At 66.3% G+C, this 26,793-nt stretch carries 26 protein-coding genes; 6 read left to right on the forward strand and 20 right to left on the reverse strand.

Translation table 11 applies throughout. The features are described from left to right. Positions 1 to 124: 124 nt before the first annotated feature. From OIE68_RS44120 to OIE68_RS44205, 18 genes are all read right to left on the reverse strand, one after another. Positions 125 to 949, reverse strand: a complete 825-nt coding sequence (locus OIE68_RS44120) for an SDR family NAD(P)-dependent oxidoreductase (RefSeq protein WP_327096818.1) — start codon at positions 947 to 949, stop codon at positions 125 to 127. A 147-nt stretch (positions 950 to 1,096) separates the two neighbouring features. Then, entirely contained in the window at positions 1,097 to 2,374 is a 1,278-nt protein-coding gene (locus OIE68_RS44125; protein WP_327096819.1) for an FAD-binding oxidoreductase, read from the reverse strand. A gap of 52 nt (positions 2,375 to 2,426) precedes the next feature. After that, positions 2,427 to 3,986: an alkaline phosphatase D family protein gene (locus OIE68_RS44130; RefSeq protein ID WP_327096820.1), complete on the reverse strand. Its 1,560-nt coding sequence runs from the start codon at positions 3,984 to 3,986 to the stop codon at positions 2,427 to 2,429. A gap of 73 nt (positions 3,987 to 4,059) precedes the next feature. After that, positions 4,060 to 4,524: a nitroreductase/quinone reductase family protein gene (locus OIE68_RS44135; protein ID WP_327096821.1), complete on the reverse strand. Its 465-nt coding sequence runs from the start codon at positions 4,522 to 4,524 to the stop codon at positions 4,060 to 4,062. Between the two features lie 128 nt (positions 4,525 to 4,652). Beyond that, positions 4,653 to 4,880, reverse strand: a complete 228-nt coding sequence (locus tag OIE68_RS44140) for a hypothetical protein (protein ID WP_327096822.1) — start codon at positions 4,878 to 4,880, stop codon at positions 4,653 to 4,655. After that, a complete protein-coding gene (locus OIE68_RS44145; protein WP_327096823.1) occupies positions 4,877 to 6,499 on the reverse strand; it encodes a cytochrome bc complex cytochrome b subunit in 1,623 nt (540 codons plus the stop codon). Before OIE68_RS44145 ends, OIE68_RS44140 begins: the two co-directional genes overlap by 4 nt. Before the next feature lie 164 nt (positions 6,500 to 6,663). Continuing rightward, a complete protein-coding gene (locus OIE68_RS44150; protein WP_327096824.1) occupies positions 6,664 to 7,539 on the reverse strand; it encodes a hypothetical protein in 876 nt (291 codons plus the stop codon). Positions 7,540 to 7,824: 285 nt separating this feature from the next. Further along, positions 7,825 to 8,505, reverse strand: a complete 681-nt coding sequence (locus tag OIE68_RS44155; RefSeq protein WP_327096825.1) for a phosphoribosylanthranilate isomerase — start codon at positions 8,503 to 8,505, stop codon at positions 7,825 to 7,827. An 88-nt stretch (positions 8,506 to 8,593) separates the two neighbouring features. Further along, positions 8,594 to 9,319 (reverse strand): lysophospholipid acyltransferase family protein, encoded by a 726-nt coding sequence (locus tag OIE68_RS44160; RefSeq protein ID WP_327096826.1) that lies wholly within the window; start codon positions 9,317 to 9,319, stop codon positions 8,594 to 8,596. Positions 9,320 to 9,453: 134 nt separating this feature from the next. Continuing rightward, complete coding sequence (locus OIE68_RS44165; protein ID WP_040688542.1) at positions 9,454 to 10,467, reverse strand: ROK family protein; 1,014 nt, start codon at positions 10,465 to 10,467, stop codon at positions 9,454 to 9,456. Further along, positions 10,464 to 10,928: a hypothetical protein gene (locus tag OIE68_RS44170; protein WP_327096827.1), complete on the reverse strand. Its 465-nt coding sequence runs from the start codon at positions 10,926 to 10,928 to the stop codon at positions 10,464 to 10,466. The genes OIE68_RS44165 and OIE68_RS44170 overlap by 4 nt, the downstream gene beginning before the upstream one ends. A gap of 64 nt (positions 10,929 to 10,992) precedes the next feature. Continuing rightward, positions 10,993 to 12,279 (reverse strand): ArsA family ATPase, encoded by a 1,287-nt coding sequence (locus OIE68_RS44175; protein ID WP_327096828.1) that lies wholly within the window; start codon positions 12,277 to 12,279, stop codon positions 10,993 to 10,995. A 2-nt stretch (positions 12,280 to 12,281) separates the two neighbouring features. Beyond that, entirely contained in the window at positions 12,282 to 12,719 is a 438-nt protein-coding gene (locus OIE68_RS44180; RefSeq protein ID WP_327096829.1) for an SRPBCC family protein, read from the reverse strand. Between the two features lie 45 nt (positions 12,720 to 12,764). After that, positions 12,765 to 13,154: a polyketide cyclase / dehydrase and lipid transport gene (locus OIE68_RS44185; RefSeq protein WP_327096830.1), complete on the reverse strand. Its 390-nt coding sequence runs from the start codon at positions 13,152 to 13,154 to the stop codon at positions 12,765 to 12,767. 126 nt (positions 13,155 to 13,280) lie between these two features. After that, complete coding sequence (locus OIE68_RS44190; protein ID WP_327096831.1) at positions 13,281 to 14,408, reverse strand: glycosyltransferase family 4 protein; 1,128 nt, start codon at positions 14,406 to 14,408, stop codon at positions 13,281 to 13,283. Between the two features lie 439 nt (positions 14,409 to 14,847). Continuing rightward, entirely contained in the window at positions 14,848 to 15,846 is a 999-nt protein-coding gene (locus tag OIE68_RS44195; RefSeq protein WP_327096832.1) for a hypothetical protein, read from the reverse strand. Positions 15,847 to 15,852: 6 nt separating this feature from the next. Then, a complete protein-coding gene (locus tag OIE68_RS44200; protein ID WP_327096834.1) occupies positions 15,853 to 16,878 on the reverse strand; it encodes an NlpC/P60 family protein in 1,026 nt (341 codons plus the stop codon). A gap of 282 nt (positions 16,879 to 17,160) precedes the next feature. Further along, positions 17,161 to 17,730, reverse strand: coding sequence for a C40 family peptidase (locus OIE68_RS44205; RefSeq protein WP_327096835.1), 570 nt, complete (start codon positions 17,728 to 17,730; stop codon positions 17,161 to 17,163). 606 nt (positions 17,731 to 18,336) lie between these two features. Between OIE68_RS44205 and OIE68_RS44210 the strand changes: the two genes are divergently transcribed. Continuing rightward, positions 18,337 to 20,106, forward strand: coding sequence for a DEDD exonuclease domain-containing protein (locus OIE68_RS44210; protein WP_327096836.1), 1,770 nt, complete (start codon positions 18,337 to 18,339; stop codon positions 20,104 to 20,106). A 5-nt stretch (positions 20,107 to 20,111) separates the two neighbouring features. Beyond that, positions 20,112 to 20,387, forward strand: a complete 276-nt coding sequence (locus OIE68_RS44215) for an Lrp/AsnC family transcriptional regulator (protein ID WP_040688558.1) — start codon at positions 20,112 to 20,114, stop codon at positions 20,385 to 20,387. A 75-nt stretch (positions 20,388 to 20,462) separates the two neighbouring features. Here OIE68_RS44215 and trpD read toward each other — a convergent pair whose 3' ends face one another. Both trpD and OIE68_RS44225 read right to left on the reverse strand, forming a co-directional pair. Beyond that, complete coding sequence (trpD, locus tag OIE68_RS44220; RefSeq protein ID WP_327096837.1) at positions 20,463 to 21,518, reverse strand: anthranilate phosphoribosyltransferase; 1,056 nt, start codon at positions 21,516 to 21,518, stop codon at positions 20,463 to 20,465. A gap of 70 nt (positions 21,519 to 21,588) precedes the next feature. After that, the gene (locus OIE68_RS44225) at positions 21,589 to 22,008 is read right to left on the reverse strand and encodes a hypothetical protein (protein WP_327096838.1); all 420 of its coding nucleotides are present in this window, start codon (positions 22,006 to 22,008) and stop codon (positions 21,589 to 21,591) included. 316 nt (positions 22,009 to 22,324) lie between these two features. On the opposite strand from OIE68_RS44225, the gene OIE68_RS44230 reads away from it, so the two are divergent. The 4 genes from OIE68_RS44230 (at position 22,325) to OIE68_RS44245 (ending at position 26,759) form a co-directional block, all read left to right on the forward strand. Then, positions 22,325 to 22,936, forward strand: coding sequence for a heme-copper oxidase subunit III (locus OIE68_RS44230; RefSeq protein WP_327096839.1), 612 nt, complete (start codon positions 22,325 to 22,327; stop codon positions 22,934 to 22,936). Between the two features lie 61 nt (positions 22,937 to 22,997). Continuing rightward, positions 22,998 to 23,861 carry a cytochrome c gene (locus tag OIE68_RS44235; RefSeq protein ID WP_327096840.1) on the forward strand — a complete coding sequence of 288 codons (864 nt, stop codon included), beginning with the start codon at positions 22,998 to 23,000 and terminating at the stop codon, positions 23,859 to 23,861. A 103-nt stretch (positions 23,862 to 23,964) separates the two neighbouring features. After that, positions 23,965 to 25,140 carry a ubiquinol-cytochrome c reductase iron-sulfur subunit gene (locus OIE68_RS44240; RefSeq protein WP_327102022.1) on the forward strand — a complete coding sequence of 392 codons (1,176 nt, stop codon included), beginning with the start codon at positions 23,965 to 23,967 and terminating at the stop codon, positions 25,138 to 25,140. Continuing rightward, entirely contained in the window at positions 25,137 to 26,759 is a 1,623-nt protein-coding gene (locus tag OIE68_RS44245) for a cytochrome bc complex cytochrome b subunit (protein ID WP_327096841.1), read from the forward strand. The genes OIE68_RS44240 and OIE68_RS44245 overlap by 4 nt, the downstream gene beginning before the upstream one ends. Positions 26,760 to 26,793: the final 34 nt, after the last annotated feature.

A 26,793-nucleotide genomic window follows, 5' to 3' on the forward strand; every position in this document is an offset into this window, starting at 1 on the left:
CACCGGACTCCGGTGGGGCGCTTCGTCGTTGCTGGGCTGGGATATCGCCGACGGTAGTCGAATGGTTGTTGCCCAAGGGCCTTGAAGCCACTATTCGACTACCGTCGGCGCTGCTGCCGCCGGTCTAGAGCGAGGCGAGGCGGGACAGGATGCGGTTGGTGGAGCGGGGTGCGACACCGGCCAGTCCGCGCAGGGTGCGCGCGAAGCGGGGTTGGAGGCGGGCCGGGCGGGTGCGGATGGCCGTTTCGATCAGCCGGGCGGCGTCGGTCGGTTCCAGTGCGGGCTCGGTGACGTAGTGCGCGATTGTTCCGGTATCCGGTTGGACGGCCGGATATTGGACGGCGGTCACCTGGATGCCGCGTGGCGAGAGTTCGGCGTCCGCGCATTGACCGAAGGTGGTCCAGGCCGCCTGGGAGCTGGCGTAGGAGGCGAAATTCGGTGTGGCGCCGGTCTTCAGACTCCACGGGCCCACATTGATCACGTGGCCGGAGCCGGATTCCAGCATGGCGGGCAGCAGACCGAGCGTCAGACGCAGCGGACCGAAGTAGTTGGTCGCCATCATGCGCTGGTAGTCACGGAAGCGGTCCAGGGATTGTGAGACGGGTCGGCGCAGCGGACGGCCGGCATTGTTGATCAGCACGTCGACGCGGCCGAAATCGCTGAGCACCCAGTCGACGAGTTGATCGACATCACCGAGTGCGGAGATATCACAGCGGAACCAATTCGCCGCACCGCCCGCATCGACGATCTGATTGCAGCTGGCGACGAGTTGATCCCCGCGCCGGGCGACCAGCAGCAACTGCGCGCCCTGTGCGGCAAGCAGCGTGGCTGTGGCGTGACCGATTTCGGAACACGCGTCCGTCACGAGAACCCGCAGCCCCTCGACGGATTCGGGCCGCTGACGCTTACGGTCCGGCAAACGGGGCGGGGCAGTGCGGAATTCGAGCATCAGAGCAACCTTCACCGTAGATGGGCTGAACCAACGCATCGACACCCCGCCGACAGTGCCGAAGTCGACCGCCGTCACCAACAGATAGCCGAACCGCCGGATGGGCGGTGAAGCTATTTGCTGGCGACTATATGCGGCGCGACCAGTCTAATCCGTGGAGTCGTACCGCAGGGCGTGTTCGGATGCGCAGATCTCATCGATTCCGGTAACGATGTCGCGCAACAGTTCTGAGGGCAGCGCCGAGGGCCGCAAACGGCAGGTGAAGGTGATCAGTCCGTGGTCCTCGACCGCGAGTCCGCGTGCTTGCGCGTCCTCACGCAGGTACTTCGAGCGCACGCCGTAGGTCATCGCGGAGATGACGGTGAAGCATCCGGTCCGCTCCCGGTGTCCAGCAAACAAATCGTGCAGTCTGTAGAAAACCGAGGCATAGGTCGACAGCGGCGCGAAAATCGCGACCCGGTAGGCGGGTCCGCGTTCGGAGGAGCTGATGACCGTGTCGGCCAGATACTCCGCATCGCGCAGTGTCAGCACTTTCGGGGCGAACATGAGCGCGCCCGCCGCGGCATTGCGCACCGGTGCACCCGCGCGGCCGCCCGCGGCAGAGGCGATGACGCCCAACGACTTCCTGGTCTTGGTGCCGACCTCACGGCGCGCCCGCAGCGAGCGGGTGGGCGTGGTGGGGTACAGGCTCGACCACTGACCGAACCGCACGGTCCCCAACTGCACATGGCCGGTGCCGACCGGGCGCGAAACCTTCAGCGGCGCGGTATCGACCCAACGACCGACCTGCAGTGCGACATTGCCCGGCCGGGCGATTTCGGCGTATGCGTGTTCGACGAAGGAGTCGAAGTCCAGGAAGCGGTCGGCGTCGGTGGTGAGCCAGGTGTGGTCCTTGTCGATATCGACCGCATCGAGGGTGAGCGCGGTGATGATGCCCGCGCGTCCGCCCGCGCCGAGGATCCGGTGGAAGCGCTCGGTGTGGTGGTTGCGACCGCAGGTGCCGATGCGTCCGTCCGGATCGACGTACTCCAGGTCCACGATCTGATCGATGAACATGCCGTACTTGTGCGATGCCGTGCTGACACCGCCGACCGAGGCGAAACCGCCCGCGGTGATATCGCGGTGGTCGCCGACGATCGGCAGACCGAGGCCGTGTGCGCCCAGGCGCCGATCGATATCGGAGAGTTTTGCGCCCGCCTGCACGCGCACAGTGCGCCTGCCGAGGTTGATATCGAGCACCGAATTCATCTTTCGCAGCGAGACCACCGCGCGCGGATCGGGTAACGACAGACCGTCGTCGATCGGTTCGCCGCCACGCACCGTGAGGTTTTCCGCGCGACCGCGTGAATTCCGCACCGTACGAACGACATCCGCGGTGTCACGAGGTAGATATTCTTCGGCGGCGACAGTGTGCGGCGTGCTCATGGACCGAAAGCTAACCACAGCGCGGCCTCCGATGCTCGTTCGATCTCTACGGTTACCGGGCCGGCGGCGCGAGCCGCTGGCTGAACAGGACGGATCCGGTCGCATCGCACAGATTGACCGTCAGTTCCCTTGACTTGCCATCGATCAGCACCTCACCGAAATGTTGGAAGCTGTCCAGTGGTGAGGCGTTCTGAACGGTCGGCGCGTGCACGAAGACCGCCTCCGGACCGAAGGTGCCGTCGAGCGGATTCGGGCCGAACGCACCGGCATTCAGCGGTCCGGACACGAACTCCCAGAACTCGTCGAAGTCGGTGAAGGCGGCGCGCTCGGGCGAATAGTGATGGGCCGCGGTGTAGTGCACGTCCGCGGTCAGCCAGACCACACCGCCCACCTTGTTCGCCTTGATCGCCGAGAGTACTTGGGCGATTTCGGTTTCCCGGCCGGACGGGGCGCCGTTGTCGCCATTGGCGGGGCCCTCGTATGCCGTGACTTTTTGTTCACCGTCCTTGACGACAAGGCCGAGCGGTAGGTCGTTGGCGACGATTTTCCAGGTTGCCTTGGAATCGCGCAGACCCTCGATGAGCCACTTCGTCTGTTCCGGACCGAAGATGCGACCGCTGGGTCCGTTGTCGATGTCGTTGGTGTCCTTATAGGTCCGCATATCCAGGACGAAGATGTCCAGCAGCGGGCCGTAAGAGATCTTGCGGTAGAGGCGGCTGTCGACCGCCTCCTCGGGCTCCAATGGCATCCACTCGTGGAAGGCCTGCCAGGAGCGCGTCGCCAGGGTGTCCATGCTGCGCTCGCTGTAGCCCTTGGTCTCGGCGACCAGGCCGCCGTGGTACCAGTTGTTGACGGTTTCGTGGTCGTCCCACTGGACCACCTGGGCGACCGAGCTATTGAAGCGGCGGTAGTTCTGGTCGGACAGGTTGTAGGCATAGTTGCCGCGGAACTGGTCCAGAGTCTGCGCGACAGCGCTTTTCGCCTCGGAGACGGTATTGCGCCAGATCCGGCCGTCGGGCAGCGTCACCGATTCCTGCAGCGGGCCGTCGGCGTAGATCGAGTCGCCGGAGTGGATGAACAGGTGCGGGTCACGCGCGGCCATGGCGGAGAAGATCCTCATACCGCCGAGTTCGGGGTTGATGCCGTAGCCCTGGCCGACCACATCACCGGACCACTGCAGCTTGATATCGGACCCGCCGGTGGGCACGGTGCGGAACACACCGGTAATCGGTTCGGAGGCGGCGCCGTCCTCGCCTTCGAGGGTGACCCGGTAGTGCACCTGCTGGCCGGCGGTCAGACCGTTGACTCGCACGCGTCCGGTGCCGTCGGAGGCCGGGGTCAGCATCGGACCGGTGAATCGTTTGGCGTCGATGAAGGATTCGGTGGCCGCGGTCTCCACGATCAGCTTCGCGGGCTGATCGGAACGCGCCCAGATCAGCGCGCCGTCGGTGCGCGGATCGCCCACCGCGACGCCGTGGGTGAGGTTCGGGCGCGGACGGACCAGTGTGGGCCCGTCGTTCGAGCAGCCGGCGAGTGCGGGGACCGCGACGAGACCGAGGGCGGAGGTGCGCAGCAGCGTGCGCCGGGAGATGCCGAAGTCCGAACCAGTCATTGGCCCACCTTGGCGCAGGGAGTCCAACACCATGTGAACTCCCATCGTCGGCTCGGCCAACAGGCGCCCGGTATCAGCCGCGCGGTCGGAGTTCGATGATCGGGATGAGCCGGTCGGTCTTCTTCTGGTAGCCGAGATAGCGCGGTTGCACAGCGGTGATCTGCTTCCATGCCTGCTCACGCCGTTCCTCGTCCAGCTGCTCGGCCGTGACGTGGTACTTCGTACCGCCCACCTCGGCCCACACCTGATCCGGATGCGCGGCGATATTGTGATACCAGCCCGGATGTTGGATCGCGCCGCCCATGGAGGCGACGATCAGCCAGCCGCCGTCATCGGCCGGAAACCGGCTCACCGTCACCCGACGTTCCTGACCGCTCTTCGCACCGACGGTGGTCAGATACACCAGGTCCATCCCCATGAATCGGTCGTGGCGGAATCGGTGATATCGCTCCATCGCCCCGATGAGGAAACGGAACACCGGATTGGGTGACGGCGGTCGGGATCCCCGGGTCCCCGGTGGAATCTTCTGAAAACTCATGATTCGCTCCCATACCGCTCGGAACTGTCTGCCTAACAGCATTCCACTTCGGTGATCATTTCGTGGCCGGACGCCAGATGACCGAAGACCCCGAACCCGGATGGTTCGGGGCCTTCTGGTGCGAACCCTCAGATGGTGTTGTCGCAGAGGATTTCGAATGCGCGGACGGCGTCTTCCGGGAAGACGAGTACCCGGTGTCGAGCGGGCTGAGCCGGGCCGATGGTGGCGCGGATCCCGTTGTCGCGCAACAGGTCGCGGACCGCGCGGGCGGTGGCTTCGGCGGCCACCGTCGCGGCCGCGACCAGCAGGCCGTAGTCCTCGGTAGCCGGCTCATGCGAGCGCGTGAGCCACATCATGGGGTGTGCCTTTCGCCGTCGGTGATTCGGTCCTGGTACTTCTGCAGCACGGCGAGCTGTTTGCGTTCCTCGGCGTGCTCGATCTCGAAGTATTGCTCGGATTCCGCCACGGGATCGGGTCGCAGGAAGCTGCCGGTGCCCGGTTTGCCCGCCGAACCGAGTTTGTTCATCTTCTTCGGGATCGCCGCGCCCTGGTAGACCAGCGGCACCGGATGGCCGTGCTCGTCGACCGATCCGAGCGCCTGGTGCACCTCGACGTATTCACCGTGCGGCAGTCGCTTGATTATGCCCGTCTCGATGCCGTGCTCCAGCACCGCCCGGTCGCTGCGCTGCAGACCGATGCAGAACCTATAGGTGATGAAGTACGCGATCGGCGGTGCGATCAACAAGCCGATGCGGCCCATCCAGGTGGTGGCATTGAGCGAGATGTCGAACTTCAACGCGATGATGTCATTGACGCAGCTGAGCGTCAGCACCAGATAGAAGGTGATCGCCATCGCGCCGATTCCGCTGCGCACCGGCACATCTCGCGGCCGCTGCAACAGATTGTGGGCCGCGTAATCCTTGGTGAGCCGCTTCTCGATCCACGGGTAGGCGGGCAGGATCACGAGCACCAGGCCCATCACCAGGGCAACCCAGAACGCCGCCGGGATGGTGTAGTTGCCGAGGTATATCTCCCACGGCGGCATGAGCCGGGCCAGGCCGTCGGTCCACATCATGTAGAAGTCCGGTTGTGAACCCGCTGACACCTGCGCCGGGTTGTAGGGCCCGAGTTCCCAGATCGGATTGATCTGGAATACCCCGCCCATGATCGCCACCGTTGCGAGGGTGAACATGAAGAACGCACCCTGGTCCGCGGCGAAGACCGGCACGATGCGCGCACCGATGACATTGTGCTCGGTGCGCCCCGGTCCCGGGAATTGCGTGTGCTTCTGATACCAGACCAGCGCGATATGCGCGGCGATCAGCGCGAGCATGATCCCGGGGAACAGCAGCACATGTGTGATGAACAGGCGCGGAATCAGCACCTCACCCGGAAATTCGCCGCCGAAAAGGGCGAAGTGGATCCAGGTTCCGACGATCGGGATGCTCATCGTGATCCCGCCGAGCGGTGAACGCAGGCCGGTGCCCGACAACAGATCGTCGGGCAGGCTGTAGCCGAAGTAGCCCTCGAACATGGCCAGGACCAACAGGGTCGAGCCGATCACCCAATTCGCTTCGCGCGGTTTGCGGAACGCGCCGGTGAAGAAGATCCGCAGGCAGTGCACGATGATCGCGGCCAGGAACATCAGTGCGGCCCAATGGTGTACCTGCCGCACGAATAGACCGCCGCGTACCTCGAACGAAATGTCCAGGGAGCTGGCATAAGCCGCCGACATGTGCACGCCGCGCAGCGGTTGATACGCACCGTCGTAGACCACTTCCGTCATCGACGGATCGAAGTACAGCGTCAGGTAGATGCCCGAGATCAGCAGAATGATGAAGCTGTACAAGGCGATCTCGCCGAGCAGGAAGGCCCAGTGCGTCGGGAAGACCTTATTGATCGAACGTTTCACGAAGGCCGCGGCGCGGTACCGCTCGTCCGCGGCGTCGGCATGCTGCGCCGCCTTCGAGCTCATCGCGGGCTCCCGTCCGAGCCGAGTGGAGCCACCTCGTAACGAATGAACAGCACAGGCATTGTCATCTCCTTCTCGATCGACAGCCGGCTACGCATAAGACGGTCGAGCGGTCCGAAACGTGACGTCCTGGATGCGAGAGGTACTGCCGTGTGACGTAGATCTCGTCAGGGCTCGGGGAGTTCGTTCAATGCGGCGAGGAAGTCGTCCGACGGATAGATGCAGAGCGATTCACCGGTGTGCTGCGTGGCGGCGGCCAGCTCGATGGTGCCACCGTGCCACCAGTAGACATCCTGGCTGACCGGCCACGGGCGCTGCGTGTAATCGAGCACCGCGACCTGGGCCAGCACCGTGGTGGCCTGGACCACCTCGAGATTCGCCACTGGGTGCGCGTAGATATGGCGCTGCGACGGCACCACGAATACCGCACCCGCCGGTCCGATCACCGGATACGCGTCGAGCCAGCACGCGTGCGCGGTGACGTAGTCGCAGATGCCGCACAGCATCGTGATCGCGATACCGTCGGCGTTCGGCGTATCGATCTGGTGAGTGAGCACATCCAATGGACCGTCGCTGCGGGTGTTCCGCTCGGCGAGGGCGAACAGGTCGTATTCGTCGATCGGCCACTGCCGCAGCATCGGATAGGTGACCGGAGCCATGGTGTGCACCTGATCGATCAGGACCCGCTGGATCAGCCCGGGCGCGACCTGGCGACGCACCACATCCGGCGCACCGCCGTGCCCGGAGTAGAGCCGAGTCCTGATGAGCCCCTGCATCATTGCGAAGTCGCCGGTATCGAGCGGATCGCTGTCGACCTCCAGATCGACCAGACCGGTGCTCAGATAGTCCGCCACCAATGCCGGCCACTGATCCGGCGGCTCATCCGCGGCCATCCGCCGCAAATTCGTCAACCCGACCATCACATCCCCCGCGGGCCCGGACAACATCACGTCATCGGCCGCCGCAACCCGGCACGAATACCCCAACTGATGCGCCGCCGCCACGGCGAGGGACAACAACAGATCCGGCGCTATTTCCGACACCGTGACTCCCTCGCTCGTCTTGCGGTGCACCGGCTTTCACCACTGCACGCCCGCAGTTACCGCACTCGGAACAGGTACCCCGTGATTGTGCCTCCCCGGTGAGACCCGCACCCGGGTGTTGCCGAGATCGCCTGCCCGCGAGACGCCACGGGCATTACTGGCGGGCGTTGCGGCGATTGGATGCCCCGACCGCCGGGATCATCGGCCGCAACGAGGCCCTTGTCGACACTGTGATTGCGGGTAGCCATGTCACCGCGCCGACGCTGCTCGCCGGACCCGGGTGGCTCATGGCCGTGGGACGCGAGGTACGACTGCCCCGTGCGCCGCTGCGACGAACGCCGCGCATGCGTCGGGATCTTTATCCCCGGTGGCAGTTTCGACGCCGCTATTGACGTCCACCGCGAACGGACGCACCCGTGCGATGGCATCGGCGATATTGTCCGGACCGAGACCACCGGCGAGGATCACCGGGCAGCCCAGTTCGTGCAGCGCTGTCACGACAGCCGCACTAACCGACCAGTCGTGGGTGCGGCCGGTGCCGCCCAAGCGGTCGGCGGTGCGTGAATCGAGCAGTACCGCATCGCAATCCGCGGCGGCCTGACGCGCGGTATCGACGGCCTCCGGTCCCGTGACGTGCACCGCCTTGATGACTTTCCGGCCACCGGCGGTCTTGCGGACTTCACGAACGGTGTCGATGGTGACGAGCCCGTGAACCTGGATCGCCTCCACCCCGACTCGGTCGGCCAGGTCCACGATCGCGGCCGCGTCCTCCAGATGGGTGACCAGGACACGGGTGACGAACGGCGGAGCGAGCCACGACAGCGCCGCCGCGCGGTCGGCATCGAGAGCATCTTCGCTGAAATGGGTGATCCCGGAGATGAATCCGATGGCGTCGGCACCGACGGCCAGCGCGATCCGCAGATCGTCTTCGGACCTGATCCCGCAAATCTTTGCGCGCACCGTCACGACTCGACGATATGCGCCGGCCTGTGGAGCCGCCGAAAACCGAACGAGCCCGGTGCGTTGGGCACCGGGCTCGTGGAGGTGGAAGGGGCTAGCTGGCTGCCGTCTCCGGGATGCGGGTGGCTTCGGGGGCGGAACCGCTGGGGACGCCCTTCTTCAGGCTGGCGGCGTAGACGTCGACGTATTCCTGGCCGCCGAGCTGCATGAGTTCGTACATGACCTCATCGGTGACGGCACGTTCGACGAAACGGTTGCCGCCCATGCCTTCGTAGCGGGAGAAGTCGATGGGGGCACCGAATTTGACGGTCACCTTCTGGCGGCGCCAGCGGAACGGGCCGGGCGGGCAGACCTCGAAGGTGCCGATGACGGCGACCGGGATGACGGGGACGCCGGTCTCGAGCGCGAGGCGGGCCAAGCCGGTCTTGCCCTTGTATAGGCGACCGTCGGGGGAGCGGGTGCCCTCCGGGTAGAGGCCGACCAGGTGACCTTTGTCGAGCAGTTTGCGTGCGGCAGTGAGCGCGTCCTCGGCCGCGGAGGCGCCGCTGCGGTCGATCGGGTACTGCCCGGTGGCGCTGAAGAAGAACTTCTGCAGCCGACCCTTGAAGCCGGGGGCGGTGAAGTACTCGGCCTTGGCGAGATAGCTGATCCGACGCGGGCTCATCAGGGGAGCGAACAACCAGTCCGAGAAGGAAAGGTGGTTCCCGGCCAGGATGGCCGGTCCGTCGGCGGGGATATGCTCCACGCCTTCGACCGTCGGACGGTTGTAGAGGTGCATGAACGGTCCTGGGAACAGGTACTTCAGCATCCAGTAGAGCATGGCGTCCTAACCCCCGCGGCCGGGATCGTTTACGCGTACAACCGTCAGTTGCCGACTTTACCGCTGGGTATAGATCACATCCAAGCCGAGCGGCGTATCTCACCACATGTTCTCGAGTACTGATAACCGACCGATCAGTGGGTGGAACGAGCCGCCCAGGAACGGCCACGGCCGGTCTCGGCGAGGGTGGCCCTGGCGAGCTCCGCCGCGCCGATCATCCCCGCCGCCTCACCGAGCTGTGTGGTCCGGATCCGGGCGAGCGGCCGATGCCCGGCGCCGGTGATCGCCCGCGCGTATTCCTCGCGTGCCTCGTCCAGGAACTGCGGCGCCGAACTGCTTACGCCACCGGCGATCACGATCAGCCCGGGATCGAAGATATCGCTGACGAATGCCAGGCCGAGCCCGAGCCAGCGGGCGAAATCGGCCATGACCGCCACCGCCAACGGATCGCCGTCCTGGGCGGCCCCGGCCACCCGGCGTCCGGTCAGCGAACCGGGATCGCGCAGCACCTCGCGTGCCAGCACCGTCGAATGCACCGGATCGGTGGCCAGCATCTCGATCGCGGTATCGACCAGAGCCGTTCCGCTGCAATACCTTTCCCAGCACCCGCGCTTGCCGCACGGACAGGACCGGCCCTGCGGCACCACCTGCAGATGCCCCAGCTCCGGTGCGACGCCGTGCGTGCCCCGATACAGTTCGCCGTCGATGAGCAGTGCCGCGCCGATGCCGGTGCCGATCGCGACGAGCACCGAATTGTGTCCGCCCGCCGCCGCGCCGAAGCGGTACTCGGCCCACATGGCGGCATTGGCGTCGTGTTCGAGGATCACCGGCAGTTCGAGGCGTTCGGTGAGCCGCTGCGCGACCGGGGTGTCCTGCCAGGGTAGGTGCGGTGCGAAGCGCACCGTCGAGCGATCGGCGTTGATGAATCCGGCCACGGCAAGGCCGACCGCGCCGATCGGATGTCTGCGGCACAGTTCGCGGACCGTGCGGTCCAGCGCGTTCTCCAGTGCCCGCGCCGAATGCGGTGTCGGCGCGACCACGGTGTCGAGCACCTCGCCGTCGCCGTCGACCACCGATGCGCGAATATTGGTGCCGCCGACGTCGATTCCGACGGTCAGCGGTCGCGCATCTGCTACTCGCGCCGTCATGCCTTGATCGTCACGGGGATGCCGACATAGCGGGATCGCTTGCGCCCGGACGAGTTCGACTGCCGTGTGCGGGTATCCGTGTCGGCGGGTGTGGGTTCCGTATCCGGTGGGTCGTCGTGCTGCTCGGGGGCGAACGAATGATCGTGCGGCACACCATCTTCGGGCATCACCGGTTCGACCGGCACCCCGGCGAGAGCCTCGCGCAGCACCGTGACGATCGCGGTCCCGTGATCGGCCACCACCGCGAGCACATCGTGATGCTCACCGCGCATCAGCGCCGCGGCCGCGCAGACCGGGCACCAACTGCAACTCGACCAGTCCGGCTGTCCGTCGGCGGCGCGCCGCAGCACGGGTTCGACCCGTTCGAGCACCGCCTCGGCCAGCAGCTTCAATTCCTCGGCGAATTCGCCGAGGCCGTCATCGGGCTCGGCAGCGCCGGGCCAGTCGTTCGAATCGCTCATGCCTGCGCCTCGCTAGCGCTCGGCTCCGGCATGCGCGATGCACGCTGTGACATGATTCGCTCGCTCATACCGGCCACGCTTCCGGGTCCGGGTGAAAACGCACGATCAGATAGCCGTTGTCGAGTTCGGCGCCGTCGACCGTGCACCGTCGCAATACCGGCGCCAGGCGCACCCGGCGTCGGACCCCGTCCGCTCCCACGATCAAATCGTCCTCCACTCGTCCCAGTCGCAGCGTCGCCGGATCGACGACGGGCAGATGCATCCGCAACGCGTACACCGAATGCAGACCGGTGCCCGATTCCAATCGAACCACCGGCTCGCCGGAACTTGTGCGAACCTCCGCCGGATTGTCGCTCAGCTTCGAGTCGGCATTCAACCGCTCACCCGAATCCATCGCATACGACAGCGCGGACAGGGACGTGAGCCCGACCGGTTCGGGCCCGGTGTGCTGAGCGATCAGCACCCGTGTCCCGTTCATACCCCGTTGCAGCCGGTTCACCACATCCAATTGTTCGGCGCGTCGATTCACGTACCACTGCACGGCGGGATGGGCGGCCACCTCGAGCGCGGTCGGCGGGGGCACGGCGGGCAGCACCTTGTTCACCACCACCGCGTCCAACCGCAGACCGAGCAGTGCCGCCGCCGAACGCATCCGCTCCGATTCGGCGATGGCGACCTGTTCGGCGACGGTGATCAGTCGCGCACCGGTTCGTCCGTGATCGGCGAGCAGATCGCGCACCTCGGTGACCGCCTTGACAATCCGCTCGACCGTGGTGGCCAGCACCGCGCGCCGCAGATCGGTGCCGACCATGCTCATCGCCCGCGCATGCGGCGGCCACATCCGCTCCACATATCCGAGCAGGGTTTCCGGCGCGGTGATGATGCGCAACATATCCGCCGAGGGCGGGCAGTCCACGACGATCACATCCCAGTCGTCCTCGGCGGCGAACTGGGTGATCTCCACCAGCATCAGCAATTCCTGCACGCCGGGCAGTCCGGTCAGCTCGGCCGGATCCAGTGCGGCCAGGTCGATGCCGTGATCGTGGGTTCCGGTCGCGAGCACGCGCACCACCTCGCGGAACCGATCCTCCAGCAGCGCAAGGGAATCGACCTCGATCACATCGAGTCCGGACAGGACGCTCGCGATCCCGGGCACGGTGCCGGGATCGTGCGGAAATCGGAAGCCGAGCGCGTCGCCGAGCGAATGCGCCTGATCCAGCGAGGCCACCAGCACTCGCTGCCCCGCCCGGGCATAGGCCATGGCGGTAGCGCAGGCCAAGGTCGTCTTGCCGACCCCGCCTTTGCCGATGAACAGTTCGACCCGAGTACCGGCCGCCTCGGGCTTGTGCACGATCAGCCTTCGACCCGTTTCTTCAGTTCCTTGAGCGCGGTATCGGTGATCACCTTCTCGGCCTTGCGCTTGAACATGCCGATCATCGGGATATTCAGGTCGACGGTCAGCTCATAGGTCACCTCGGTGGTGCCGTCGGGCTGGTCGACGAGTTCGTAGGTGCCGTCCTGCGCCTTCTGCAGTTCGCCGCTGATCAGCGTCCAACTGACCGATTTATCGTCGGGCTGCCAGGTGTAGGACAGCACATAGGTGTCCTTGACGACTCCGGCATCCAGCACGAAGCGCGCTTTTCGGGCCCGGCCGTCGGCGCTCTTCTCCAGCACCTCAACGGTTTTCGCCGCCGAGACCCACTCCGGGTAGGACTCCAGATCGGCAATGACGGACATCACCCGCTGCGACGGTGCATCGATGATGATCGACCTCTGGGTCCTGTCGGCCATGGCGGACAACGATTCCTTTCAGCTGCTGTGCTGTGCTCGTGTGCGTCAGCGGGCGGTCGGTGCGGCGTGTGCCGGTGCGACACCGGCCGCGCGGCCCGTCTCCAGCCTGGCCTTGATCTCGAACGACATATTCTTGCCCGCCACCCTGCACGCCCGATTGGCGGCGGCCAGATCCCGTGTCGGCGCCTTCGGTTCGGCGTGCAGGAAGTAGTGCAGGATCACCCCGTCGAGCGCGGGCTCCAGCCATACCTCCATGGTTCCGGTCAGCGCACCGGTGACCGACCAGCGAATACCCTTGTCGGCCCGGTCTTCCCGGACGCCGAGGGTCAGATCGGGCCACCAGCGGCGCCAATTGTTCTCCCCGGCCAGGATCTCGGCGACCGCGGCCCCGGGGGCGGCAACAAACGTCTGATCAGCGACCTGAATACTGCTCACGGCTGCGCCTCGCTGACGCTCAGCTCCGCCGTGCGCAGAGCGCGCTGGCACATGGTTCGCTCGCTTCGCTCGTTCACAGCCCGAGCGTAGTAGATCACAGTCCCAACCTGTGAGCCGCCGTCGCCTTTATCGCAGCAGCTGACGCAGTCGCGCGCCCAGACTGTCCCAGCGCCACTGTTCCTCGACCCACGCGCGTCCCGCAGCGCCCATCTCGGCGGCGGCATCGCGATCGGACAGGATCTCGACGATGGCGTCGGCGATCTCGGTGGTCTTGCGTCCGTCGACGACGCGGCCGGACTTGCCCTCCAGCACGGTTTCCGGTGCACCGCCCGAACGTCCGGCGACCACCGGCACTCCGGACGCCGAGGCCTCCAGGTACACGATGCCCAGACCTTCGACATCGAGCCCGGCCCCGCGGGTGCGGCTCGGCATGGCGAATACATCGGCCAGGGTGTGGTGGGCGGCGAGTTCGCTGGAGGGGACCCGGCCGGTGAAGACCACGTCATCGCTGACGCCGATGGCTGCCGCGAGCCCGTGCAACTTGTCCTCGTACGGTCCGCCGCCCGCGACCACCAACACCGCACCGGGGATCCGCGCGCGGATCTCGAGCATGGCGACGATCAACGCGTCCTGGCCCTTGCGCGGAACCAGTCGGGACAGGCACAGGATGGTCGGGCGATCGCCGAGGCCGTAGCGCTCGCGCAATTCCGCGCGCGCTGCCGGATCCGGCCGGAACACCTCGGTATCGACCCCCGGCGGCAGATATTCGAGTGCGGCGTTCGGCCCGAACGCCGACGCGAATCGGCCGCGCGTATATCTGCTGACATAGGTGACGACATCGGTGTGCTCACCGATGGCGCGCAGCGCCTGCCGCGCACCCGGCAGCATGGACCAGCCGACCTCGTGACCGTGCGTACTCGCCAGAATCCGGGTGGCGCCTGCGCGCCGCAGCATCGGCGACAGCAGTGCCAGCGGCGCCGCCGCACCGAACCACACCGTGTCGCAGTTCTCGCTGCGCAGCAGGCGCGCGGCCCGACGCAGCACCAGCGGGGTCGGCAGCATCAGCGTGGTCGGATGGCGCACCACCTGGAACTTCTGCTTCGCATCGAATTTCAGATGACTGTCGCCACGCCACCGCGGAGCGTAAACGACCAGATCATCGGGCGGCAGCTCACCGGCCAACGCCTGCAGATACGACTGGATACCGCCCGGCCGCGGCGGGAAATCATTGGTAACCAGCAGAGTTCGGGCCATGCGAACAAACTACTGTGTTGGATTTGCCGCGCCGTCGGCGCTGTGTCTGATTGCAGCGCCTTCGGCGCTGCGGGTTCGCGGCCCCTTCTGTCTCGCGTCCGAGTCGTCGAGACTCGCGCCTGCGGCGCATGCGCTTCGACGACTCGGACGCGAGACGGGCCGCGAACGGGTCGCTCGTAAGACTCGCTCCGTGGTTGTCGCTGATGGCGGATTGTTGGGCCACTGATGTGTGCGTCGGATGGTCGAGTCCCGCGCCTGCGGCGCATGCGCTTTGACCACTCGGGCGCGAGACGGGCCGCGAACGGGTCGCTCGTAAGACTCGCTCCGTGGTTGTCGCTGATGGCGGATCGTTCGGCCACCGATGTGTGCGCGCATGCGCTTCGGCGGCTCGGCGCGAGACGGGTCGCTCCGTGGCTGGGAGGGCGGTAGTGGTCCGGGCTCAAGCGGTGCGGGCGGACAACCAAGCGCGCCAGTCGGCGACCAAGTCGTCACGGCTGGTGCCGAGCACATCGCGCATGATGCGGTCCTCGCTCGCGGAGTCCTGTTTACCCGCGGCGATGCGGCGGTACAGCTCGACCATGCGCGGCTGGTCGAACTTATCGGCGACGAACGAGCAGACCGACCACGCCTGCTCATAGGCGGCGACGGCACCGCTGCTCGCGAAGTCGGCGGCGGACGGGAGATCGCGTGGGACATTTCCGGCGCGAATGCTGGTGGCCACCGTCGGCGCGATATCGGCGAAATGATGTCCGGTGCCGAGGTGGGCCACGAATTCGGCGAAACCCTCGAGCATCCACTGCGGTGCGCCGTCGACGGTTTGGGCCCGCGTGGCGATATGGGTGAGTTCATGGCGCAGCAGTGTGCGCAGACCGTCAGCGTCGAGGCGGCGTCCGGCATCGGAGCTGAAGACCACGCGCTGGCCGGTCGGCTGGGTGCCGGGCACGAACGGATCGGCGACCGAGGCCGCGGCGACATCGGCGGGCAGGCTCGCGCCCGAGCGCACAAGCGCGGCGAACTCCGACGGATTCGACGCGACCACAACGATCGCGGACTGGGCCCAGCCCGGCCCCCACACATCGGTGACGGCCGTGGTCGCGGCGGCGAGTTCGCCCGCGAGCGTATCGATTTCGGCCCGCTGCGCCGGATGACCGACGACCAGGGACTCCTGGCCGTTCCCGGTCGGCACCTGCTCCGTGACGAGCTGCCCGAAGGGTTCGAGCGTGCGCCGCACCGCGACCAGGCGCGGATCGTTATCGGCGGCGCGCAGGCTGCCGATCGAAGTCGGCTGGGCCGCATGCAGTTTCGGCAGTACCGAATTCGGCACCATCAGCAGTGCACCGCAGGTTCCCGTCAGCACGGTGACCATCACGACGGTGGCGACGAACTGGAAGCGGCGCCGCACGAACAACCAGGCGCGGGCCCGCCGAAAGCTACTCATAGCTGATCAGTATCGCCGAGCCGAGTGATAGGGCGTCGACCCCATCGGCGCAACGGCTACCGGAACCCCGAATGTGGAGGCGTGCAGCATCAATCCATTGCCCGCATAGATGCCGACATGGGAGATATCGGAATAGAAGAACACGACATCGCCGGGTTGCAGATCCTTCTGACCCACCGGGGTGCCGTAGGAGGCCTGCTGCGAACTGGTCCGCGGCACATCCTTGCCGACCTGTTTGAAGGCCCACTGCACCAGACCGGAGCAGTCGAACTGGTGCGGTCCGGTCGCGCCCCAGACATACGGGTCGCCGATGCGGGTGAGTCCGGCGGCCAATGCGCTGGTGCCGCTGCCGGGAACCAGCCCGCGCAGCAGGGTGTCGGTATCGAAACCGGGTGGGAACGGCGATCCGGCCAATGCCGATTTGTCCTTGGTGGACAACTGACCCCACGCCTCGACCACCTGCGCGATGGATCCGGATAGACCGGCCCGCTTGCGCTCGAGGTCGGCGCTCACCTGGTCGGCCTTATCGGAGGCGGCGCGGGCGGTGTCGGCGGCGGCACGTGCGGCCTTTTCCGCCTCGGTCGCGGCGGCGGTCGCCTGCCTGTAGAGATTGAGCTGCTCGGAGTTCTTGGCCGAGATCACGTCGATGGTGGACATCTGGTCCAGCAGACGCTGCGGCGAATCGCTCAACAGGACAGCGGAGAGCCGGCTCGTGCGCGCGCCCTGATAGGCGGCGATCACGGTGCGATCGATGATCGGCTGGAACCTGCGGACCTCCTCGCGGGCCGCATCGGCGGTCTGCGTGGCCGCGTCGAGTTTGGCGTCGGCATCGTGCAGGGCGGCGAGTTTGGTGTCGAGATCGGCCTGCGCGCCTAGTGCCTGCTGATTGAGCTGCTCGGATTCGCGGGACAGGTCGATCATCCGCTGTACGGCCTCACCGGCCGTGGTCGGCATGGCGGCCGGATCGGCTCCGGCTGGACTGCCACTGGAGAGTGCGGCGGCCAGGACTACAGCCGCTAATGCCCCTCCCACCAGACGTTTCCTGCGATGTCTCCGGTGATGTGCTGTCACAGCGCGCCAAGCCCCGTTTTCTCTCGTGAAGCGATCTTGTCGCCTCCGTAAGCTGCGGAAACTCTGCGGCGAACCCCGCAAGCCGGGAAGGTCTCGATTAGGTTACGGAACGGCGTAGGTCTGTGTCCAGTGGGCCACAAAATGATCACTGGCCCTTCGAGCGACCCGCCAGCGATCGCTACGCAATGCCGTCCCGGCGCCCGGCCGTCTCGTACGGCCGGGCGGGGTGATCGAAAGGGTTGCTCAGAAGCGGCGCGCGCCGGCGACCGGCATGGAGGAGATCGACGCGAGCTTCACCGGGGTACCGGAGGTGGAGGCGTGGACGACGTTGCCGTCACCGGCGTACAGGCCGGAGTGGCTGCCACCGTAGAACGACACCAGATCGCCCGGCTGCAGGTCGTCGAGCGAGACCGGGGCGCCCGCGTTCAGCTGCTCACCGCTGGTGCGCGGCAGTTCCAGGCCGGCCTGCTGGTAGGACCACTTGACCAGACCCGAGCAGTCGAAGGCGTTCGGGCCCGCGGCACCGTAGACGTACGGCGAGCCGACCTTGCTCATCGCGGCGTCGAGCGCGATATCGCCGACGGACTTCTTGGGGGCCATGAACGGCAGCGGGGCGTTGGGCACCTCGATGCCCGGGATGCCCTGCGGGATCGGGATCTCGTTGGGCACATCGAAGGTGCCGACGCCGGGGATCGTGACCGGCTGGGCCGAGGCGGGCGCGGCGGGCAACAGGAAGACGCCGAGCGAGGCAGCTCCGACGGCTCCGGCCGCGACGGCACGCTTGGCATGTCGCTTGACGGTGTTGGTCGCCATGATGCGGTACTTCCAATCTGCCCCACGACGCCGCACCCGGTGGTACAGCGGACTGCGTGTCGAAGCACCGTCGGGTGGTGCGCCGAACTCCGTGAGGTCTCGAAAAGGTTACGAACACATCACGGTGGTTTGTAAAGCTGGAGGCATCCGAAATGGCGATGCTCAACAAATTTGCCACCGAATATGTGCGACTTATGTCACACCAATCACGAAACGATAACAACGGGTGATTTTCCGGGGATCTCGGCATCGCGGGCCGAGCTGGAAGGCGTCCGGTGCCGGTGTGTCTCAGACGCGGGGTTTCTCGGAATTTCTCCAGGTCGTGAAGGCATCTTGGTGCGTGTTCGGCCGGGCGAGTCGAACCGATCGGTCTCAGCGCGCGGGTCGCGGGCAGCGCGCCGACGGCACCGGCTCCGAGCGCCCGGGCGTGTCCGTCCGTTTGATGTAATTTTCCAAAGAATGTGATGTGCGCCACTTTTTGGTGTTCTAGATCATTTTGTGGGAATCGGAGCGAAATCCTCGCCGTGTAATTCGGACATTTCTCTGCTGAAATCCCAGGTGGCTTTCCGGCGGTTCCTGTCGTACCGAGGCCCTACGCTGCACGCCGTGCCCGATCCGACGCCGCGCCAGGCCGCCGCACTGCAGTTGGCCTTCGACGAGCTCGAGACGCCGCTCTATGACACCACCTTCGTGGTCGTCGACCTGGAGACCACGGGAACCAGCCCCGAGGGCGACGCCATCACCGAGATCGGTGCGGTGAAGGTGCGCGGCGGTGAGGTGCTGGGGGAGTTCGCGACCCTGGTGAATCCGGGACGGGCCATACCGCCCGCGATCGTGCAGATCACCGGGATCACCACCGCGATGGTCTACGAGGCGCCCCGGATCGAGGCGGTGCTGCCGGGTTTTCTCGAATTCGCCAAGGGCGCCGTGCTGGTCGCGCACAACGCCCGGTTCGATATGGCCTTCCTGCGCGCCGCTGCGGCCCGCATGGATGCGCTGTGGCCGAGCGGGCCGGTGGTGTGCACGGTGAAGCTGGCGCGGCGCGTCCTCGCCCGCGACGAGGCCCCATCGGTCCGGCTCGGGGTGCTCGCGCCGCTGCTCGGTGCGAGCACCCAGCCGAACCACCGTGCACTCGACGACGCAAGGGCGACAGTGGACGTGCTGCACGCCCTTATCGGTCGAGTCGGCAATCTGGGCGTGCACAGCCTGACCGAACTGCTCGACTATCTGCCGAATGTCACACCGCGCCAACGCGCCAAGCGCGTTCTCGCCAACGATCTGCCGTCGAGTCCGGGCGTCTATCTCTTCCGCGGACCCTCCGACGAAGTCCTCTATATAGGGACGGCCGTGAACCTGCGCCGACGCGTGCGCAATTACTTCACCGGATCCGAGACCCGCGGCCGGATGAAAGAGATGGTCTCCCTTGCCATCCGGGTCGACCACGTGGTGTGCGCGCACGGTCTGGAGGCCGGGGTGCGGGAGCTGCGACTGATCGTCGCGCATACCCCGCCCTATAACCGGCGCTCGAAATTCCCGAAGCGCGGTTGGTGGATAACGCTGACCGACGAACCGTTTCCCCGATTCGCGATCGCGCGCACACCGACCGCGGATGCGTTGGGACCCTTCCCTTCTCGGATGGACGCGAACGACATCGCGCTGACCATCGCGGAGCACAGCGACCTGCGCACCTGCACCACGCGACTGCCGCGCGACGGTCGCCACGACTGTCCGCCCGCGGTGGTCGGCGGATGTCCGGCGGCCGCCAGCGGCACTCCTATATATAGGGAGGAATACGAACCCACTGCCGCGGCCGTCCGGGCGTTCTTCGCGGGGCACTCCGACGCGGCGTTGCGGGCCATGCTCGACCGCATCGAAACCCATTCGCACGCCGAACATTTCGAGGCTGCCGCCCGATTGCGCGACCGGACCGTCGCGGTGGTGCGGGCACTACACCGCACCCAACGACTCGCCGCGGTGGCACGGATCGCCGAACTGATCGCGGCGCATCCGGACGGTGCGGGCGGTTGGGAGTACGCGGTGATTCGCTATGGGCGGCTGGCGGGGGCCGGCACCTCGGCGCGGGGTGTGCCGCCCATGCCGGTGATCGAACGCATCGTCGCGGCATCGGAGACCGTGCTGCCGGATCCGGTGCCGCCGTTGCGCGGTGCGCCGCCGGAGGAGGTCGGTCTGGTGACGCGATGGTTGGGCCGGCCGGGGACGCGGATCGTGCGCACGACTGAGGGTTACGGCGATTCGATCCGAAGTGCCGGGGCCTGGGCCGGATGGGCGGATCTCGCCGATGCGGCCGCACGGGCCAGACTGCACGGGCCGGAGACCGAACTCGCGGAGTACCAGGGCGGTGACCGCCTAGGCTGACAGCCATGATTACCGCGATCGTGATGATCCAGGCCGAGAACGCCCGCATTCCGGAGACCGCACAGGCGGTCGCCGACACCGTGGGTGTCACCGAGGTCTACTCCTGCGCGGGCGATGTCGACCTGATCGCGATCGTGCGGGTGCGCGACCACGAGGAGATCGCCGAGGTGGTGACCGGCCGGATCGACAAGACCCCCGGCGTCGCCCGCACCACCACCCACATCGCCTTCAAGTCCTACTCGAGCGCCGACGTCGAAGCGGGCTTCTCCCTCGGCGAGTGATCCGTACTCAGCGAACGAGGATGGAGGACCCGGAGCAGGTGCGGGAGGCGCCGGAGGGGAGCACGGCGCCGGCAGTCAGTTGTCGCCGAGGGTGTTGGTGAGCTTGGCCCAGCGGTCGAGCAGGGCCGCGGATCTGCCTGTGTCGATGGCTTCAGCGGCGCGATCGATGCCCGAGGCGATGGCGTCGTGTATATCGGCATCCGGATCGCCGACCCCCTGGGACAACTCGTACGCGACGATGGCGGCGGCGGAGTTCAGCAGTACCGCATCGCGCACCGGGCCCGCGGTACCCGCGAATACGCTGCGCGCGACACCCGCATTGACCTCGGCGTCGCCGCCGCGCAATGCGTCCAGCTCGACGCGCGCGATGCCGATGCGGGTCGGATCGATGGTGGTTTCCCGCAGTTTTCCGCCCGATACCACCCACGCGTGGGTGGTATCGGAGGTGGTGATCTCGTCCAGGCCGTCATTGCCGCGCACCACGATGGCGCTGGCGCCGCGCTCGGCGAAGACCCCGGCGATTACCGGCAGTAGTTCAGGGAACGCACAGCCGACCAGCCCGGCGCGTGGTTGCGCGGGGTTGGTGAGCGGGCCGAGCACATTGAAAACGGTGGGGATGCCGATTTCCTTGCGGGCCGGACCGGCGAAGCGCAACGCGGGGTGGAACAGCGGCGCGAAGCAGAAGCCGATGCCGACCTCGCGTACGCAGCGAGCAACGGACTTGGGGCCGAGGGCCAGCTTCACGCCCAATGCCTCCAGCACATCGGCGCCACCGCTCTTCGAGGAGGCCGCGCGATTGCCGTGCTTGACCACGGGCACACCGGCCGAGGCCACCACGATCGAGGACATCGTCGAGATATTCACCGAACCGGACCGGTCACCGCCGGTTCCGACAATGTCCACCGCGTCGCCGTCGACGTGCACCAGGCGGGCGTGGCCCAGCATGCCCGCGGCCATGCCGGACAGCTCGGTAGGAGTCGGGCCCTTGATCTTCATCGCGACACCGAATGCGGCGATCTGTGCCTGCGTCGCATTGTCGGTGAAGATCTCGTCGATCACCCAGGTCGTGTCGTCCGCTGCCAGATCGCCACCATCGGCAAGGGTCCCGAGTACTTGGGGCCAGCTGCGCATGTCCACTTCTCCTGTCACCACTGGTTCGCGCACCAGTCTGTCGCGATAGAGCGTAGTGGTCGAGACGTTATTATCGCTGCGCGGTCGCGGAACCCGGTTGCAGGGCGTCCCAGCCGTCCGTCACGCCGTCGTGGCGCTGGGCGAGACCGACCATCCTGGCCCGCTCCTGCGAACAATGCAGTGCATCGAGTAATTGAACACGTTGCAGGATCAGCGATTCCAGATCGTGTGGACCTTCGGTGCGTGGCGCGGCGGCGTAACCGTCCTGGGCCGCGATCGCACACACCTCATCGACCCGATCCGGCGGAATACGCAAGTGATGGCGCAGCAGTGCGGGCTCGTCGGCTTTGAGAGCCGAAGCGCGCGCGAGTGTCGTCGAACACGCCTCGGAGTCATCGAAGCACTCCACTACGACTACTAGATCGGAACGGGTCGGATCGAGCGGTTCGGGTTCGTTCCCGCCGAACAGCCGTTGCCACCAACGCGTCACATCCGCCTCCTGATCTCAGCTTTTCCTAATGCTGGGCTGTCATCCTGTGGTCGCGCGACATTCACCCCCCTACGTCACCACAACGGAGCGAGTCTTACGAGCGACCGTCGGTGGCCCGTCTCGCGGCCGAGTCGTCGAAGCGCATGCGCCGCAGGCGCGAGTCTCGACGGCTCGGCCGCGAGACACCAGGGGGCCGCCGACACGCCGGCCGCAGGCCGGCCATCAAACACCGTCTGTCCGTGCGTTTTCCGACACGGGAGGACAAGTTTCGCACCCGGGTACTTGTGTCGTACTACGACGAGTCATACTTACCCCCGTGACGACCGCAGTAGGGACCCCAGGATCGGCCATTACTCAGCGTGTGCATTCGCTGAACCGGCCCAACATGGTGAGCGTCGGTACCATCATCTGGCTGTCTAGCGAGCTGATGTTCTTTGCCGGGCTCTTCGCGATGTACTTCGTCGCGCGCGCCCAGGCCCACGGCAACTGGCCGCCGGAACCGACCGAGCTGAACCTGAAGCTTGCCGTGCCGGTCACCACCGTGCTGGTCGCCTCGTCGTTCACCTGCCAGATGGGTGTGTTCGCGGCAGAGAAGGGCGATGTGTTCGGCCTGCGCCGCTGGTACGTCGTCACCCTGATCATGGGTGCGCTGTTCGTGTCCGGTCAGGGCTACGAGTACACCAACCTGGTCAAGGAAGGCACCTCGATCTCGAGCAGTGCCTACGGCTCGGTGTTCTACATCACCACCGGTTTCCACGGTCTGCACGTCATCGGCGGTCTGATCGCCTTCGTGTTCCTGCTGGTCCGCACCAAGGTCAGTAAGTTCACTCCGGCACAGGCCACCGCCGCGATCGTCGTCTCGTACTACTGGCACTTCGTCGACATCGTCTGGATCGGGCTGTTCGCCACGATCTACTTCGTCCGCTGAGTCGGGCCAGTACCCCAAATCTTTTGCACAAGTCGGTTCCGTCTACTCCAAAGGGACACAGATGAGTTCATCTCCCCCGTCAGCGCCAGAGCCCGCCAGCCCCGGGAACGGCCAGGCAAGCAAGACGCGCAAGCAACGCCGTATGCGGCGTCGCATCGCGGGTGGGCTTGCGCTGTTGGTGGGCCTCGTCGGAGCCGGATTCCTCGCCACCGCGATCACGCCGGACCCCCAGGTCGCGACCGCGCACGAGGACCAGTCCGCGCTGATCCGCGACGGTAAGCAGCTCTACGAGACCTCCTGCATCACCTGTCACGGCGCCAACCTGCAGGGCGTGCCCGACCGCGGTCCGAGCCTTATCGGCGTCGGCGAGGCGGCCGTCTACTTCCAGGTCTCCTCGGGTCGCATGCCGTTGGCCGCCAACCAGGCTCAGGCCACCCGCAAGCCGCCGAAGTTCGATGCCCACCAGACCGACGCCCTCGGCGCGTACATCGCCGCCAATGGGGGCGGCCCCTCCGTGGTGCGCGACGCCAACGGCGAGATCGCGCAGGAATCGCTGCGCGGCGGGGACATCGCTCGCGGTTCCGAGCTGTTCCGGATGAACTGCGCGTCGTGCCACAACTTCACCGGCCGTGGCGGCGCGCTGTCCTCCGGTAAGTACGCGCCGCCGCTGGAGCCCGCCAGCGAGCAGCAGATCTACGCCGCGATGCTCACCGGCCCCGAGAACATGCCGAAGTTTTCCGACCGGCAGCTGAGCCCGGAAGAGAAGCGCGACATCGTCGCCTACGTCAAGAACGCCACCGAGGAGAAGAGCCCCGGCGGCTGGGACCTCGGCGGGTTCGGTCCCGCGACCGAGGGTCTGGCCATGTGGGTGGTCGGTATCACGCTGGTCGTCGGCGCCGCGATGTGGATCGGATCACGTTCATGAGCGAGCGCAGCGAGCGAACAACAAACACAGCCGATATATCGGTCATGACGGAGCCGAGCGCCAGCGAGGCGCAGGCATGAGCGATAGCAAGGAGCCAACTGACATGGGTCGGCCGGATGAGGGCCTCGACGGCGCAGAGCCGTCGAACGAGCAGGTGAACACCACACCGGCTGAGCCCACCGAGGAAGAACTCGACGCGATGTCGCGCGACGAGCTGGTCAAGCTCGGTACCGAGCGCGACGGCGTCGACGTCGCCTACCGGCGCCAGCGGTTCCCGGTGCCGGGCACCCGAGCCGAGAAGCGGGCCGAGCGGCAGGTCTCGTTCTGGTTCGCGGTCTCCGGTATCGCCGCCGCGGTCCTGGTCGGGGTCTTCCTGTTCTGGCCCTGGGAGTTCAAGGGCTCGAACGAGGAAGGCCACACCGCCTACTCGCTGTTCACCCCGCTGGTCGGCCTCAGCCTCGGTATCGCCGTGCTGGTCATCGGCGTCGCGGTCGTGCTGATCCGCAAGAAGTTCATCCCGGCCGAGCTGTCCATCCAGGTGCGCCACGACGGGCCCTCGCCCGAGGTCGAGCGCCGCACCCTGGTCGCCGAGCTGCAGGACGCGCTGGATACCTCCACGCTGGCTCGCCGCAAGATGATCACCCGGACCGCGGGCGCCGGTGTCGGCGTGCTCGGTATCGGTGCGCTGCTGGTCTTCGTCGGCGGCATGATCAAGAACCCGTGGGCCAAGGGCGACAAGTCGCCGCTGTGGGTCTCGGGCTGGACCCCGGATTTCCCGGGCGAGACCATCTACATCCGTCGCGACACCGGTCGCCCCGAGGACGTCATGCTGGTGCGTCCCGAGGATCTGGACGCGGGCGCGATGGAGACGGTGTTCCCGTGGAAGGAGAAGTGGCGCGGTGACGAGCACGCGACGCTGCAGTCCCTGCGCGGTATCCGCAACGCCGTCATGCTGATCCGGCTGCGCACCGAAGACGCGCAGAAGGCCATCAAGCGCAAGGGGCAGGAGAGCTTCAACTACGGCGACTACTTCGCCTACTCGAAGATCTGCACCCACCTCGGTTGCCCGACGTCGCTGTTCGAGCAGCAGACCAACAAGATCCTGTGCCCCTGCCACCAGTCGCAGTTCCTGGCGACCGAATGGGGTAAGCCGGTCTTCGGTCCCGCCGCTCGCGCACTGCCGCAGCTGCCGATCACCGTCAACTCCGAGGGCTACCTGGTCGCTGCGGGCGACTTCATCGAGCCGCTCGGACCGGCCTACTGGGAGCGTCGTTCATGAGTCGGGTTGCAGCCCAAGCCAACGAGGCGGACGAGCGGTACCGCGCCGCCGCGTTCATGAAGCGGTCGATCAACAAGGTCTTCCCGACCCACTGGTCGTTCCTGCTCGGCGAGATCGCCCTCTACAGCTTCATCATCCTGCTGCTGTCGGGTGTTTATCTGACGCTGTTCTTCGATCCGTCGATGAGCGAGGTCGTCTACAACGGCGCCTACCAGCCGCTGCGTGGTGTGACCATGTCGAGGGCCTACGAGACGGCGCTGAACATCTCCTTCGAGGTGCGCGGCGGTCTGTTCGTGCGCCAGGTGCACCACTGGGCCGCACTGCTTTTCGCGGCCTCGATCATCGTGCACCTGTTCCGCATCTTCTTCACCGGTGCGTTCCGCAAGCCGCGTGAGGCGAACTGGGTCATCGGCTGCCTGCTGCTGATCCTGGCCATGTTCGAGGGCTTCTTCGGTTACTCGCTGCCCGACGATCTGCTCTCGGGTACCGGTCTGCGGGCCGCGTTCGGCGGTATCACGATGAGTATCCCGATCGTCGGCACCTGGATGCACTGGCTGATTTTCGGCGGTGACTTCCCCGGCGACATCATCATTCCGCGCCTGTACATCGCGCACGTGCTGCTGTTCCCCGGCATCTTCCTGGCGCTGATCGCCGCGCACGTCGCGCTGGTCTGGTATCAGAAGCACACGCAGTTCCCCGGCCCGGGCCGCACCGAGAACAATGTCGTCGGTGCGCGCATCGTGCCGGTGTTCGCCTCGGATCAGGGCGCGTTCTTCGCCTTCACCCTCGGCATCGTGGCGATCATGGCCGGTGTGCTGCAGATCAACCCGATCTGGAACATGGGTCCCTACAACCCGTCTCAGGTGTCGGCGGGTTCGCAGCCCGACTTCTACATGATGTGGACCGACGGTCTGGCGCGTCTGATGCCGCCGTGGGAGATCTACATCGGTAATTACACGGTTCCGGCCGTGTTCTGGGTCGCGCTGATCATGGGTCTGGTGTTCACGGTGCTGGTCCTGTACCCGTGGATCGAGAAGCGCCTCACCGGCGACGATGTGCACCACAACCTGCTGCAGCGCCCGCGCGACGTGCCGGTGCGCACGGCGATCGGTGCGATGTCGATCGGTTTCTACGTGGTGCTGACGCTCTCGTGCGTCAACGACATCCTGGCGCTGAAGTTCGACATCTCGTTGAACGCCACCACGTGGATGGGCCGCATCGGCCTACTGGTCGTGCCGCCGGTGGCGTACTTCATCGCCTACCGGTTCTGCATCGGTCTGCAGCGCGGTGACCGGGCGGTGCTCGAGCACGGCATCGAGACCGGTGTGATCAAGCGTCTGCCGCACGGTGAGTACATCGAGGTGCACCAGCCGCTGGGCCCGGTCGACGATCACGGCCACCCGATCCCGCTGGAGTACCAGGGCGCGCCTGTGCCCAAGAAGATGAACAAGCTGGGTTCGGCCGGTAAGCCGGGCACCGGTAGCTTCCTGCGCGCCGACCCGCCGCACGAGATCGAACAGGCCTTCGAGGACGAGCACGCGGAAGAGCACAAGCAGCTCGCCGTACTGCAGAAGGTCCAGGAGAAGGCGAACGGTCAGAACGGTAGTCACTCGCACTGACAGATGAACAGAAGGCCCCGAGTCGAATTCGACT

The organism is Nocardia vinacea, assembly GCF_035920345.1.
GTDB lineage: Bacteria > Actinomycetota > Actinomycetes > Mycobacteriales > Mycobacteriaceae > Nocardia > Nocardia vinacea_A.

Bases quoted from the DNA above. Each gene is read 5' to 3' on its own strand.
- OIE68_RS44120 (WP_327096818.1), bottom strand. From the start codon at position 949: ATGCTCGAATTCCGCACTGCCCCGCCCCGTTTGCCGGACCGTAAGCGT.
- OIE68_RS44125 (WP_327096819.1), bottom strand. From the start codon at position 2,374: ATGAGCACGCCGCACACTGTCGCCGCCGAAGAATATCTACCTCGTGAC.
- OIE68_RS44130 (WP_327096820.1), bottom strand. From the start codon at position 3,986: ATGACTGGTTCGGACTTCGGCATCTCCCGGCGCACGCTGCTGCGCACC.
- OIE68_RS44135 (WP_327096821.1), bottom strand. From the start codon at position 4,524: ATGAGTTTTCAGAAGATTCCACCGGGGACCCGGGGATCCCGACCGCCG.
- OIE68_RS44140 (WP_327096822.1), bottom strand. From the start codon at position 4,880: ATGATGTGGCTCACGCGCTCGCATGAGCCGGCTACCGAGGACTACGGC.
- OIE68_RS44145 (WP_327096823.1), bottom strand. From the start codon at position 6,499: ATGAGCTCGAAGGCGGCGCAGCATGCCGACGCCGCGGACGAGCGGTAC.
- OIE68_RS44160 (WP_327096826.1), bottom strand. From the start codon at position 9,319: ATGCTCTACTGGATGCTGAAGTACCTGTTCCCAGGACCGTTCATGCAC.
- OIE68_RS44165 (WP_040688542.1), bottom strand. From the start codon at position 10,467: ATGACGGCGCGAGTAGCAGATGCGCGACCGCTGACCGTCGGAATCGAC.
- OIE68_RS44170 (WP_327096827.1), bottom strand. From the start codon at position 10,928: ATGAGCGATTCGAACGACTGGCCCGGCGCTGCCGAGCCCGATGACGGC.
- OIE68_RS44180 (WP_327096829.1), bottom strand. From the start codon at position 12,719: ATGGCCGACAGGACCCAGAGGTCGATCATCATCGATGCACCGTCGCAG.
- OIE68_RS44190 (WP_327096831.1), bottom strand. From the start codon at position 14,408: ATGGCCCGAACTCTGCTGGTTACCAATGATTTCCCGCCGCGGCCGGGC.
- OIE68_RS44195 (WP_327096832.1), bottom strand. From the start codon at position 15,846: ATGAGTAGCTTTCGGCGGGCCCGCGCCTGGTTGTTCGTGCGGCGCCGC.
- OIE68_RS44205 (WP_327096835.1), bottom strand. From the start codon at position 17,730: ATGGCGACCAACACCGTCAAGCGACATGCCAAGCGTGCCGTCGCGGCC.
- OIE68_RS44215 (WP_040688558.1), top strand. From the start codon at position 20,112: ATGATTACCGCGATCGTGATGATCCAGGCCGAGAACGCCCGCATTCCG.
- trpD (WP_327096837.1), bottom strand. From the start codon at position 21,518: ATGCGCAGCTGGCCCCAAGTACTCGGGACCCTTGCCGATGGTGGCGAT.
- OIE68_RS44235 (WP_327096840.1), top strand. From the start codon at position 22,998: ATGAGTTCATCTCCCCCGTCAGCGCCAGAGCCCGCCAGCCCCGGGAAC.
- OIE68_RS44240 (WP_327102022.1), top strand. From the start codon at position 23,965: ATGGGTCGGCCGGATGAGGGCCTCGACGGCGCAGAGCCGTCGAACGAG.
- OIE68_RS44245 (WP_327096841.1), top strand. From the start codon at position 25,137: ATGAGTCGGGTTGCAGCCCAAGCCAACGAGGCGGACGAGCGGTACCGC.